This window comes from Methanotorris formicicus Mc-S-70, assembly GCF_000243455.1.
Classification (GTDB): Archaea; AGJL01; Methanococci; order Methanococcales; family Methanococcaceae; genus Methanotorris; species Methanotorris formicicus.
Window position 1 is genome coordinate 18,488 of sequence record NZ_AGJL01000018.1, and the last position, 13,092, is coordinate 31,579.

Consider the following 13,092-nt stretch of genomic DNA (forward strand, 5'->3'; position numbering starts at 1 on the left):
AATTTAGTATTAATATAATATTTTAATATATATTTTTTTGCATTAACGTTTGTTTTAAAATTTCATTACGGTTTAGTAATAATTTTCTCATCTTTTTTATTACTTCAGAAGAGTTTAAATCCATTTTTTGAATTTTTAAAAATTCATTATCAATATTTCCCTTCTTAATTCTTTTTGTTGAGTAATACTTTCCCAGACTTATCAACGTTCTTTTAAATTCTTCCCTTTCAACTTCCCTATTTTTTATAATCTCTTCTTTTATGGCATTTAAATGCACATCCCTATATGGGATGCCTACTGTTGATAGTGCTATAACCCTCTCATCTATTTCAGAAATCCTACCAACTTCAAAAGATGGGTTTTTGTATGCAATTGTTGCTCCTCTTTTTCTTCCAACACTCGGACCTTCTGAAATAACAAATCCTGCCTCAACTAATCCGCTCCTAAATGGAATTGAAGAAGAGTAGGATATCAAAACCCCATTATTATTCATTTTTTTATAAATCTCCTTTAAAAAATCGACAGTATATAAAATTGGGTCTCTTTGTGGGGAAAATGCATCGTGAAAAACAATATCGTACTTTTTGTCCAATCTCTTTATAACCTTTCTTGCATCTTCATTAAATACCCTAATTTTTAAATTTTTGGTTTCTTCTCCCATAAAAAAGTTTTTTATTGAATTTTTAATAATTTCATGCTCTTTAAATGGGATATTTAGGCAGAGTGATAAAAATAAAACCTCTCTGCACAATTCAACCATATCTATCTCTGCATCTTTGTTAAAATGTAGTGCGGCAACTGCATTGTATCCAAACCCACTACATAAATCCAAAACCTTTGGATTTTTTCTACTTTTTATGTTGGATGGGATTGCAAATTTCTCAACTGCCTCTTTTAATGCTCCTATTTTTGAATGCATTAACTCCTCTTCATCCTCTGCCTTTAAAGTGTATGTTCCATCCCCTGTTTTAACTAACAAATTTTTATCTATTAGTTCCCTTACCAATTTTTTCCCAAATTCATTAAAATCTTCCTCAAAGAAGTTATTGTTTATTGCTAAGTTCATATATTTTTTTATAATCCCTATGGCTTTTTTATTTGGTAGCATATTTTCCCATTTGACTTTAAATTGAGTTCATTTTTTAAAGTAAGTTTATTCATGAGCACAACCAATCAAATCCTTTAATTTTACATTTTTCTCTTTTAAGAACATTTCCATCTCTTCACATATTTTTCTGAATATGTCATAACCTCTATAGTAGACACCAGTTCCCACTTGAACTGCACATGCCCCCGCCATTATAAATTCCAATGCATCCCTTCCAGTGGTTATACCGCCAACTCCAATTATTGGGACGTCAACAGTTTCATATAAATCATAGACAATCTTTATTGCTATTGGTTTTATTGTTTTTCCCGACATTCCACCAAATTTATTGCTTAGTATTGGTTTTCCTACCTCAATATCAATAACCATTCCTGGACCTAAGGTATTTATTGCCGTTATTCCATCGACTCCTGCATCTACAACTGCCTTTGCTATTTCTTTAATATCTGTTACGTTTGGTGTTAATTTTGCAAATACTGGGATTTTTACAGCGTCCTTTACACTTGCAACAACCTTGTAAGATAAATTCGGATCCTGTCCAATAGTCGCTCCATAACCACCTCCTGCATGAGGGCAGGATATATTTAATTCAATCATATCAACATAATTTTCAATCCTCTCTGCTACAATGGCAAATTCTTTCTCATCTTTTCCATAAATTGAACCTATGATTTTTACATTCATTCTTTTTAGATCATCCCTAACTTTTTCAATCTCTTCAATATATTCCTCAACTCCAGGATTTGGTAATCCCATAGCGTTTAAAAATCCTCCTTCCACTTCAACAATTGTTGGATTTTTGTGACCTTCTTTTTTTTCCAAACCAACGGATTTTGTACATACTGCTCCAGCACCATTTTTTGCCATTCTTTTTAAAGCACTTCCTGTTTCCCCCATAACTCCAGCAGCCAAAAATACTGGATTTTTAAAATTTATACCACAGATTACAGTATTTAACATAAAATCACCGCGTGTCTATAGTTATAATGAAATTTTAAAAAAATGACAAATTAATAGATAAAATATACCTTTATTTTATTTGTGATTATAGTCATTTATTGCTGTTAACACAATAAAAATCTCTGTCTATTTAAAATTTACTGATAACAAATTTATAGAGCATAAATTTTTAAAAGAGGGAAATTTAGCAGATTCTACAAAAAGTATAAAAAAGGATGTTTAGGTATTATGTTCCTTCTTTCCAATCCTCTAAGTATTTTCTCTGCTCTTCTGTTAATTCGTCTATGTCAACACCCATGGATTTTAATTTTAATGATGCTATTCTTAAATCTTGCTCGTATGGGATATTATAAACCTTATTTTCCAATTTTTCATGGTTGTCCAGTATATACTTAGCCCCTAACGCCTGATTTGCAAAACTCATATCCATGACTTCACAAGGATGTCCATCAGCACATGCTAAATTAACCAATCTTCCCTCTCCAAGTAAGTAGAGTTTTTTGTCTCCTAAGTTATATTCTTCAATGTTGTTCCTAACAACTCTAACTGAAGTAGCCAATTCCCTCAAATCCCCCTTATTTATCTCATTGTCAAAGTGCCCTGCATTGCACAATATTGCCCCATCCTTCATAAGCAATACATGCTCTTTTCTAATAATATCCTTACATCCAGTTGTTGTTATAAATATGTCCCCTATTTTGGCAGCATCTTCCATCTTCATAACTCTAAATCCATCCATCTTTGCCTCTAATGCCTTAATTGGATTTACCTCAGTGATTACAACATTTGCTCCCATCCCCTTTGCTCTCATCGCTACACCTTTCCCACACCATCCATAACCAGCAACAACAACAGTTTTTCCAGCAATTAGTAGGTTTGTTGTCCTAATGATTCCATCAATTGCACTCTGCCCAGTTCCATATCTGTTGTCAAATAGATACTTTGTATATGCATCATTAACATCCATTACTGGGAATTTTAAAGCCCCTTCTCTTTCCATTGCTTTAAGTCTTATAATCCCTGTTGTTGTTTCCTCACAACCGCCCATTATATTATCCAAAAGTTCAGTTCTTTGGGTGTGCAATAAGAATATCAAATCACATCCATCATCTATAACGATATCTGGCTTATGGTCGAGAACTTTATTTAAATTCTCATAATACTCCTCTGTTGTTTCTCCTCGCCATGCGTAAACATGCATTCCCATCTTAGCACATGCAGCAGCGACATCATCCTGGGTTGATAATGGGTTGCATCCAGTAATGGCAATCTTTGCCCCGCCTTCCATTAATGTCTCTGCTAAAACTGCTGTTTTTGCCTCCAAATGCAAAGCCATTCCAATAGTTATTCCTTTAAATGGTTTTTCTTTTTTAAATTCTTCCCTAATCAATCTTAAAACAGGCATGTGTTGTTTTGCCCACTCGATTTTTTTCTCTCCCTCTGATGCCAAATTTATGTCTTTTACATTATACATTCTTTCACCAGCCATTTTTAGGATTTTAAATATGTGCGATTTACAATCATCCTGCAAAATGTTTTGCTTTTGTAGATTGATTACAATCTATTTTTATAAGGGTTTAACTATATATAACACAAACAATTATATAAAGTTTTAAAAATATCATTGAGGCTAATCAATACTAATTTTATAAAAGTTAAAAGGGATTTTAATGAAAGACAGATTTGGAAGAGAAATCAGGTCTTTGAGAATATCCATTACACAAAAATGCAATTTAGAATGTTTTTATTGCCATAAAGAAGGCCATAACGAAGATATCGGAAGATTTATGCTCCCCGAAGAAATTGGAAAAATTGTTAAGGCATCTTTGGATTTTGGTGTGAGGAAAATAAAGATATCTGGTGGGGAGCCGTTATTAAGGAAAGATATCAACGAAATATTAAAGAATATTAAAGATAAAAGAATAAAAGACATCTCTATGACAACAAATGGTATTCTTTTAGAGGAACATGCTGAAAAATTAAAAGATAATGGATTAGATAGAGTTAATGTGAGTTTAGATACTCTCAACAGTGAGTTATATAAAAAAATTACAAAATATGGGGATGTTGAAAAGGTTAAGAGGGGAATTGAAAAAGCAATTGAGGTTGGTTTAACTCCTTTAAAAATAAATTATTTAGCAATGGATATAAATATTAACCATTTAAAAGACATTATGGATTATTGCAGAGAAATTGGTGCAATACTTCAAATAATTGAGTTTATTCCAACAAATAAAAATTTGAATAAACATTATGTAGATATAACCCCAATAGAAAACAGAATCAAAGAAAAAGCAGATAAAATAATTACAAGAAAATTTATGCAAAATAGAAAAAAATATCTTCTTGATGGTTTGGAAGTTGAATTTGTTAGGCCTATGGACAATACAGAATTTTGCAGCCATTGCACAAGGATAAGACTAACGCATGATGGATTTTTAAAACCATGTCTGTTGAGGGATGATAATTTGGTTGATATCTTAACCCCTTTAAGAAATGGGGAGGATATAAGGAAGTGTTTTATTGAATGCATAAATAGGAGAGAGCCATACTTTAAAGGTTAACTAATTTGTTTTAATTTTAATATGTAGTTAAATATCTTTTCAACCTCTTTTGCAGATTTTGAATTTAAATCAACAGGTTTTCCAAGAAAATCACTCTTTAAAACTTCCTCATCATATGGAATAAAGCCAATAACTGGTAAACCAATATCTTTTTCAATAATATCTTTTAACAATTCCATATCTTCATCTTTTGCCTTATTAACAATAACTACCAAGTTGTTAACTCCAATGTCATTTGCAAGTTTTTTTATCCTCTTTGCTGTTAAGAAGGATTTTTTTGATGGCTCAACAACAACTATCATTAAATCAACGTTTTGAGTTGTTCTTCTGCCCAAATGTTCAATTCCTGCTTCCATATCCAATATAACCACTTCATCCCTCTTTAAAATTAAATGTTGTAACAACCTCCTCAATAAAACAGATGCAGGGCAAACACAGCCACTGCCTCCTTTTTCTACTGTCCCCATAACCAACAAATATATATTTCCTTTTTTATATGCAAATTTATCAACGATATCATCTACTTTTGGGTTTAACTTAAATACTGATCCATAACTATTTGGTTTAGCCCCGGTTCTTTCTTCAATCAAATCGTTCATTTTTGATATTGGGATTACTTCCTCCTCTATCCCTAAAGCACATGCTAATGTTGTATTTGGGTCTGCATCAACCGCTATAACTTTATAACCACTTTTTTCAAATAATCTTGCTAAAACTGATGAAATGAATGTCTTTCCTACCCCACCTTTTCCTGTTATTGCAATTTTCATGATATCACAATTTTCAATACTAAAATTATTTTTTAATTGATAGGTGATTTAACAATATTAATATTAAATATTAAAAAATAGTACTTAAATAACTCGTTAAAAAAACGATGTATCTCTATACCACTAACACTAAATTATATACCCCTAATTCTATAAATAGTTTAAGATTCAACTGGTATTTTAAATTCGCAATAATTATTAAAACATTCGAAAATAACAAAATTAGATTTATTTGGTGAAATTAGAGGAAACTGCGGAATGAGAGCAATATTTGAGTTGCGTTTTTATTTTAATTGGATTTACTGATTTTTGGATAGTTTATATTAATAACAATATTAAGACAAATTTAAGAGTATTATCAATCTTATTTGGATTTTTAATTGGGAGTAAAGTTGCCATTTCATTAATTGAGTATTCAAAAATCTTTTTAATTTCTACGATAATTTTATTTGCATCAATTTTTGTTTATTGAGTATAGTCATTCATCTTTTTCTTATTTGTCTTATGCACTCTGTCCTATTGGGGGTTTATTTTTGGGATTATCCTATAAATTTTTAGTGTATGAATTATTGATGATTTGAATAGAAGTATTTTAAATGTCTATAATTGTCTATAAATGACTACGTTGGGGAGACTCCTAAAGTATGGGTTTAGTTTTATTTTGGAAATTTATTTACATTTAATTGTTTAATTGCAATATAAAAATTAAAAAAATGCGTAAATATGCTTTAAAGGTCTATTATTTGTTTAAGGGTACTTTTAACTCGTCCTGTTTTATTAACGCTTCCCTTACAGATTTTTTAACACATTTCGCTATCATTTCCCCAATCTTAGTATGCCCTCCTGTGTAATTAACTCCTCTCCCAAAACCACCAACAACAATAACGTTATCCGTTCCAGTTCCAGTCGCCTGGAGTTCTGGATGTTTTGTGCTTCTTATATCCAACTCTTGGAAGGCGTTTGTTTTTGCCTCCGTAATGGTTATTATTGCCCTCGCCATTGCTCCATCTGTTAGGTTTGCGTTTGTTATCAAAATAATATTAACGGTCCCAACTTCTTCCTTAGGGATTATTTTTCCATTTTCAATTTTGTAGGTTTTAAAATCCTTCTCAATATAATTTGCCTCTTCATCTCCTAATCTTATTGCATTATGCTTTGCCCCAGCGGTTGTGAAGGCAATGACATAGAATTCATCAAACTCCTCCTTTGCAACTGCCAAATTATCCATATTTGCTCCAGTTGATAACAAGGCTATATCCTTCTTTTCAACTCCAATCTTTTTTAATACTTGATTTTCATAATCTTTATAGTCATGAACCTTATCCCAAAATGGTACAGGAATGGAATGGTTTCCAACATATCCAATGTCTTTAAATCCTTCCCTTGTTGATAAAACTTTTCTTCTTTTATCAAATTTAATTATGAGGGTTTTTGTATCCTCAACTTCATCTCCAATCTCAACGGTATGGGGGATTTTATATGCCTTCCAATCATCAATCCTTAAAACCTCTTCCATATTATCACCAATAAAAAAGTTTTTATAACAATTCTAACGAACCTGAATTATAAAACTTTTGGTGATATTATGTATAAAAAATTATTTTTGCCCATAATTTGCCTTTTAGTATTTGGTATTTTTTGTGGGTGCTTTGAAAAATCAGGAAATGCTGAAATTGCAGTGAATACAGAAATTCCAAGAAATGTTGATGTTTTTGATATGATTCCAGATAATTATATTGGATTTGCTTACGTAAATAAGAACATATTGAAAGAGGAAGAAAATCCATTCCTTAAAAATTTGGGGGTTGATGTAGAGGATACAAACTACATAATTTCCGCATACTCTGAGTCTTCAGCAATTATTATTGTTGATGGTAACTTTAATTTAAAAAACTTTAAAGAATTTTTAAATGAGAAGGGGTATGAGAAGGATAGTTACAAAGGCGTGGAGATATATAAAACAAAATCACCACTTGGGAAAAGTTCAGTTGCAGTGATTGGTAATAAAATTGTATTTGGCCTAAATGAGGGAGTTGAGAACTGTATAGATACAATAGTTGGTAACAAAAAATCCATCTTAAACATGAAGGATATTGCTGAAATAAAGGATATGGTCTCTGGGGGAGATATGTACTCGATTGCCCGTGCCAATAAAGAAAATAAATACAATGCAACGTGTTTTGGTGTAGGTATTAAATATTTAGACAACAATACCGTATACTACAAAATTATAACCAAATACAAAAATGAAAATTCTGCAAAAATTGGTTATGAAAATGCCTTAAAAAACATTGAAATTGAAAAAGAAGATGGATTTTATGACATAAATGCTAAAAGAGATGGACTATTTGTTATTATGGAAAGTAAAATAAATAAAGACAATTTAACAAAGTTGACATAAAATTTTTATTCAAACAACTTCTTAACCCTTTCAATACATAAATCTAAATCATCAATACTCTTATACTGCATCTCAATCATTTTTATGCAATTTATTCTTTTTAACTTCCTTTTATATTTCTCAAACTTAATCTTTCCCTTTCCTATGCATAAATGTTCATCAAACTCCCCATTGTTATCATGGATGTGGATGTGGGAAATTTTATCAATAATTTTATCATCTAAAAATGCATCGATGTTGTTATTTAAAAAAGAATGTCCAATATCAAAGGTTATTCCAACATCTCCCAAAATTTCAATAATTTCATCAATTGGTTCCCTAAACATAAACATACTATAGGATGGCATATTCTCTATTGTTATTTTTATGGAATATTCATTTTGGAGTTTGTTTAACTCAACTATGGACTTTTTTAAGGCATTCAATGCCTTTGGATAATCTTCCTCAAAGATACAATAACCCGGATGAAGAACTATTAGGGAAGCATCTACTTTATCAGCAACCTTTAAAATATCCCCAACAACCTCTACACCTGTTTTTCTAACCTTTTCTCTAAAGGATGACAAATTTATATCTGAAAGTGGGCAGTGCAGTGTGTATTTCAAATCAAAAGAAAGTGGAACCTCAATGTTTTCCATAACATTTAGGTATCCATCACAAATAAGTTCAGTGTATCTTGTTTTACCCTCCAAAATTGATAAAGCATCTTCTAACTTTGTATTTGAGTTTGCAAATACGCTTGTTGATATGCCTATCATTTTATCTCCCAACATTTTTAATCAAAAATTTCCTTGCAAAACAATCATTACAATCAACTTTAAATAATTTTAGGTTTTCTTTATCGATTTTATTTATATTACCCATATAAAAATACCCTTCCAATGTTGGGCATGGATAGATATTTCCAAATTCATTGACAAAGAGCAAGTCCCCATTATTTAAAAAGCAATATTTTTTATTTAGTTTTTCTTCCCTTCGTATGTTCTTAATATATATTGGATAATCCCTTAACTCATCCAGAATTTTATTAAATTCATCTTCATTTGGCATTAATTTTAAGTGTTCTTTTTTCTTTGGCTTTAATAAATTAAAACTTATGCTTCTAATCCCCAAGGCAATTAAATATTCAACAAATTCTTTGATGCAGGGTAGGTTTTTGTTTGTTACAACTATTGTCACACCAAAAGGAACATTATATTCTTTTAAAAGATAGATGCCCCTCAACGTGTCTATTGTTGAAGGTTTTTTGTTTTTGTAGGGTCTTAATGTATTATTTACCTCCAAACCATCTATGCTGATTCCGATTTTTATTCCTAACTTATTAATCTTTTTGACAATTTTTTCATTTAGCAGAGTTCCATTTGTTTGTATTGCATAGGAAATATATTTATCGGAATAATTTTCATTGCAATAGTCTATTATTCTTTCAATCAAATCAAAATTCAAAAGTGGCTCTCCACCAGTAAATTGGATTTTTAATTTGTCATCTATTTTCAAAATATAATCAACTGCATTCTTTGCAGTTTCAAAGTCCATATCCTTATTATTTTTATTAAATGCATAACAATAAAGGCAATTTAAATTGCATCTATTTGTTACTTTTAGGATTGGGTATTTCATGTTCTCACTCAGTTTTCTAATCTATAAAAAACATTATGTAATAACTAAATTTCGATTAGGCATTATATTAATTATAAAAGTAGGAAATAACCTTCCGTTTACCGAAAAGTTTATATATTATATATACAATTACAAAACCAGATTCAGAAGAGTATAAGAAGGTGACGTTATGAAAAGAACCGCAGTGTTTCTCATACTAGCCATTGTTATTTTTTCTGGATGTATGAGTAACCAACCAACAACAAAAATAGAAATTTGAGGATTTAGGTAATGATGGGGTAACAATATCAATAGGAAACCCAGAACACGTTCCAGCAGGAAAATATGCTATGAAAGTTTTAGAGAACTTAAAAAAATCAAATCCAGAACTTGCAGATAAAATAATGAAGAATATTGTTTCAAAGGAAGCAAATGTTAGGGCTGTTTTGGATAAAGTTGTTTCAAAAGAAGTAGATGCTGGATTTGTTTATAGAACCGATGCATATGTGGAGAAAGATAAAGTAAGAGTCATCAAAATTCCAGAAGAGATTAATGTAGTTCCCGAATATCCTATTGAAGTGTTAAAGGATAGTGATGATAAAGAGGCAGGACAAGAATTTGTGAAATTTGTTCTTTCAAAAGAAGGACAAGAAATATTGGCAAAATATGGATTTATAAGCCCAATAGAGAACCCACAACCTTATGAATCAAAGAAAATTGGTGGAGAGATTGTTGTTTATGCTGCCGCATCACTAACAGATGCATTTAAAGAAATAGGTAAAGAATTTGAGAAAAAAACCGGATGTAAGGTAAAATTGTTGTTTGCAAGTTCAGGTTCTTTAAGGCAGAGAATTGAAGGTGGAGCAGTAGGTGGGGAAAGTGGAGCAGATGTCTTTGCCTCAGCAAGTTTAAAACACATGAACATCCTTAAAAAAGAAGGATTTGTAGACAATTACAGCATATTTGCAAAGAATGAGTTGGTTGTCATAACTGCAAAATAAGGGATAATATGCAATCATTAACATTTAGATTTTTGATTGGGTTTAGCATAACTGTATTTATTTTATTAATTATTATGCCACTTTTGGCTTTATTACTTAATATATTTTCAAATCCTTTAGAAAATTTCATCGACTATGAATCCATATTGAATCCTCTAATTTTAAGCGTTACAACCTCTCTTGTATCAACAATAATTTCGCTATGTGTTGGGATTCCTTTAGCATATATCCTCACCTACAAAAGGTTCCCACTAAAGGATGCATTTGATACCATTGTTAATTTACCGCTTGTAGTACCTCCAACTGTTGCTGGGTATTTACTTTTAATAACCTTTGGAAGGTATGGGCTGATTGGATATCCGTTGCATTTATTTGGTATTACAATAATGTTTACAACCTTTGCAATTGTTATAGCCCAGACATTTGTTGCCCTCCCATTTATGGTGAGGAGTATCAGAGCATCTCTTCAAGATATACCATCATCATTAGTTGATGCCGCAAAAACACTTGGAGCAAGCGAATACGAGATATTTAAGGAGATAATTTTACCTTTATCAAAAACTGGAATTATGTCAGGAATAATATTAACTTATGCAAGGGCTATAGGGGAATTTGGGGCTACGGTAATGGTCTGTGGACTTTTAGAAACACTGCCAATTGCAATATTCAACAATGCGATGAGTGGAAATAGAGAAGTTGCAAACATCCTATCTTTACTTTTAATTGTCATATCATTTGGGATCCTGACTTTATTCAAAAGAATTGCTATAAGAGGATGATATTATGATAGAAATTAACAACATATCAAAAAGAATAGATGGACAGGAAATCTTGAATGATATAAGTTTTGGTGTAAATGATAGTGAGATTATGGTTTTGTTGGGATCAAGTGGCTGTGGAAAAACCACACTCCTAAAAATTATAGCAGGATTGTTGAAGCAGGATGCTGGAGATGTTGTAATTAATGGTAAAGTAATAAATGACCTACCCCCACAAAAAAGGAATGTAGGGTTTGTTTTTCAGGATTATGCTCTCTTCCCACATAAAAATATTTTTGAAAATATAGCATTCGGATTAAAGATTAAAAAAATACATGAGAATGAGATTAAAAAAAGAGTATATGAAATAATGGAAATCCTTGAGATTACACATTTAAAGGATAAAAAAATCCCCCAGTTGAGTGGAGGACAAAAGCAGAGGGTTGCATTAGCAAGGGCTTTAGTTATTAATCCTGATGTTTTATTATTGGATGAGCCGTTGAGTGCTTTAGATCCAATTTTAAGGGAGAAATTGAGGGAAGAGTTAAAAACTATATTAAAAAATTTGGGAGTTACTGGGATTTATGTAACCCATGACTTAACAGAGGCTATGTTGTTAGGGGATAATGTTGCAGTGATGAACAAAGGGGAGATTCAGCAAATTGGAAAACCAGATGAAATCTTTTATCATCCAAAAAATGAATTCGTTGCAAATTTCGTTGGTGTAAAGAACATTTTAAAAGGAAATATAAAAGAACTTAAAGAAGATGTAGCAACAATAGAGGTAGTTAATGAAGATCTAAAATCACCATTCACAATAAAAGTTAAAAAATATCCAATATTTGAAAGAAAAAGGAATGTGTCTTTATGTATCCACCCAGAGGACATTACCCTAAACAGAACAAAAAAAGATGAAAATGCCATAAAGGGAAAAATCATCAACATAATTCCAAATGGTTCTGTATTGAAAGTCGTTGTGGATATCGGCGGCTTGGAAGTTTATGCAACTACAACAAGACATCTTTTAAAATATGGTATAAATGATGACGTTTGGGTTTCATTTAGTAGGGATGCTCCTCATCCAATGTGTGGTAAAAAATGCAGATCTCCAGATCAGGAGGCACTTTGCAAATGTAAAGTGTCTAAAAACCCAATTGAAGAAATTGGATGTTGATGTGGTATTATGGCAGTAGTAACAATTAAAAAGGATTTCAAGGAAATTAAAAGAAAATTAATAGAGAAAAACGTTAACACTATAATGATAATAGGTTGTGGCAAATGTGCAAAGAATAGCAAAACAGGAGGTCTAGAAGAGGTAAAAGAAATGAAGAAAATGCTCACTGAAGAGGGATTTAAAGTGGGCAATAATTGAAGAGATAAACAAGCATTTGAAGAATTCATATAATACCTAATTTCTTATGTTCTGTAATTTTCAATTAATGATTTATCTTCATTATATCCAACACATAAATCTTTTATTGGACAATCCTCACATTTTGGATTATTGTGGTTAAAACAAAAATTAGTTCCAATATATATTAAACCATCATCAAAGTCCGCAATTGAGTAGTTTTTATTTTCTTCTTTATTTATGATTTTTATTAATAAATTTGGAATACGTTGGATTTCTGCTTTCATTGGAGGTCTTTTATTTATTTTTAAGTAATTAACAACCAAGTCATCATATTCCTTTTTATTTGTAACTCTTATATAATCAGTATTCCCCTTTCCTTTTCCCTTCTGAATTACATCCCAACCTATATAATCATCAATAGTTGCTATTTTAGTTAACTGATAGTGTGATTTAACACTATTAAAATTAAGACCAAAAAATAGAAATAGGTAGTACTTAAATAACTCGTTAAAAAACGGTGCATCTCCTATGCTAGCAGCACTTAATAGTATACTCACTAATTCTATAAATAGTTTAG

14 protein-coding genes are annotated in these 13,092 nt (G+C 31.0%); 6 read left to right on the top strand and 8 right to left on the bottom strand.

Features of this window, described 5'->3' with window-relative positions; all coding sequences use genetic code 11:
• Positions 1-22: 22 nt before the first annotated feature.
• The 3 genes from METFODRAFT_RS04285 to ahcY all read right to left on the bottom strand — a co-directional run bounded on the left by METFODRAFT_RS04285 (position 23) and on the right by ahcY (position 3,542).
• Positions 23-1,108 (bottom strand): MnmC family methyltransferase, encoded by a 1,086-nt coding sequence (locus METFODRAFT_RS04285; protein ID WP_007044317.1) that lies wholly within the window; start codon positions 1,106-1,108, stop codon positions 23-25.
• Positions 1,109-1,153: 45 nt separating this feature from the next.
• On the bottom strand, positions 1,154-2,068 hold the full coding sequence (locus METFODRAFT_RS04290; RefSeq protein ID WP_007044318.1) for a dihydroorotate dehydrogenase: 915 nt from the start codon (positions 2,066-2,068) through the stop codon (positions 1,154-1,156).
• Between the two features lie 226 nt (positions 2,069-2,294).
• The gene (gene ahcY, locus METFODRAFT_RS04295; RefSeq protein WP_048115559.1) at positions 2,295-3,542 is read right to left on the bottom strand and encodes an adenosylhomocysteinase; all 1,248 of its coding nucleotides are present in this window, start codon (positions 3,540-3,542) and stop codon (positions 2,295-2,297) included.
• A 196-nt stretch (positions 3,543-3,738) separates the two neighbouring features.
• On the opposite strand from ahcY, the gene moaA reads away from it, so the two are divergent.
• Complete coding sequence (moaA, locus tag METFODRAFT_RS04300) at positions 3,739-4,632, top strand: GTP 3',8-cyclase MoaA (RefSeq protein WP_007044320.1); 894 nt, start codon at positions 3,739-3,741, stop codon at positions 4,630-4,632.
• Here the strand turns inward: moaA and METFODRAFT_RS04305 are convergent.
• Both METFODRAFT_RS04305 and METFODRAFT_RS04315 read right to left on the bottom strand, forming a co-directional pair.
• Positions 4,629-5,402 carry an ATP-binding protein gene (locus METFODRAFT_RS04305; protein WP_007044321.1) on the bottom strand — a complete coding sequence of 258 codons (774 nt, stop codon included), beginning with the start codon at positions 5,400-5,402 and terminating at the stop codon, positions 4,629-4,631. The two genes, moaA and METFODRAFT_RS04305, sit on opposite strands and share 4 nt — an antisense overlap.
• Before the next feature lie 739 nt (positions 5,403-6,141).
• The gene (locus tag METFODRAFT_RS04315; protein WP_007044322.1) at positions 6,142-6,918 is read right to left on the bottom strand and encodes an adenosylcobinamide amidohydrolase; all 777 of its coding nucleotides are present in this window, start codon (positions 6,916-6,918) and stop codon (positions 6,142-6,144) included.
• Positions 6,919-6,987: 69 nt separating this feature from the next.
• Here METFODRAFT_RS04315 and METFODRAFT_RS04320 point away from each other — a divergent pair, with 69 nt between their 5' ends.
• Entirely contained in the window at positions 6,988-7,803 is an 816-nt protein-coding gene (locus tag METFODRAFT_RS04320) for a hypothetical protein (RefSeq protein ID WP_007044323.1), read from the top strand.
• A gap of 5 nt (positions 7,804-7,808) precedes the next feature.
• On the opposite strand, the gene METFODRAFT_RS04325 is transcribed toward METFODRAFT_RS04320, so the two are convergent.
• Both METFODRAFT_RS04325 and METFODRAFT_RS04330 read right to left on the bottom strand, forming a co-directional pair.
• Positions 7,809-8,561 (bottom strand): sugar phosphate isomerase/epimerase family protein, encoded by a 753-nt coding sequence (locus METFODRAFT_RS04325; RefSeq protein ID WP_007044324.1) that lies wholly within the window; start codon positions 8,559-8,561, stop codon positions 7,809-7,811.
• Position 8,562: 1 nt separating this feature from the next.
• Positions 8,563-9,423, bottom strand: a complete 861-nt coding sequence (locus tag METFODRAFT_RS04330; RefSeq protein ID WP_007044325.1) for a radical SAM protein — start codon at positions 9,421-9,423, stop codon at positions 8,563-8,565.
• 290 nt (positions 9,424-9,713) lie between these two features.
• On the opposite strand from METFODRAFT_RS04330, the gene modA reads away from it, so the two are divergent.
• Genes modA through METFODRAFT_RS04350 form a run of 4 tightly spaced genes read left to right on the top strand, consistent with a single transcriptional unit; the run spans position 9,714 to position 12,533 of the window.
• Entirely contained in the window at positions 9,714-10,403 is a 690-nt protein-coding gene (gene modA, locus METFODRAFT_RS04335; protein ID WP_245528905.1) for a molybdate ABC transporter substrate-binding protein, read from the top strand.
• An 8-nt stretch (positions 10,404-10,411) separates the two neighbouring features.
• The gene (locus METFODRAFT_RS04340) at positions 10,412-11,182 is read left to right on the top strand and encodes an ABC transporter permease (protein ID WP_007044327.1); all 771 of its coding nucleotides are present in this window, start codon (positions 10,412-10,414) and stop codon (positions 11,180-11,182) included.
• A 4-nt stretch (positions 11,183-11,186) separates the two neighbouring features.
• The gene (locus tag METFODRAFT_RS04345) at positions 11,187-12,335 is read left to right on the top strand and encodes an ABC transporter ATP-binding protein (RefSeq protein WP_007044328.1); all 1,149 of its coding nucleotides are present in this window, start codon (positions 11,187-11,189) and stop codon (positions 12,333-12,335) included.
• A 9-nt stretch (positions 12,336-12,344) separates the two neighbouring features.
• Positions 12,345-12,533, top strand: a complete 189-nt coding sequence (locus METFODRAFT_RS04350) for a hypothetical protein (RefSeq protein WP_007044329.1) — start codon at positions 12,345-12,347, stop codon at positions 12,531-12,533.
• Between the two features lie 44 nt (positions 12,534-12,577).
• Here METFODRAFT_RS04350 and METFODRAFT_RS04355 read toward each other — a convergent pair.
• On the bottom strand, positions 12,578-13,092 hold a 515-nt coding region (locus METFODRAFT_RS04355; protein WP_007044330.1), incomplete at its 5' end, for a hypothetical protein.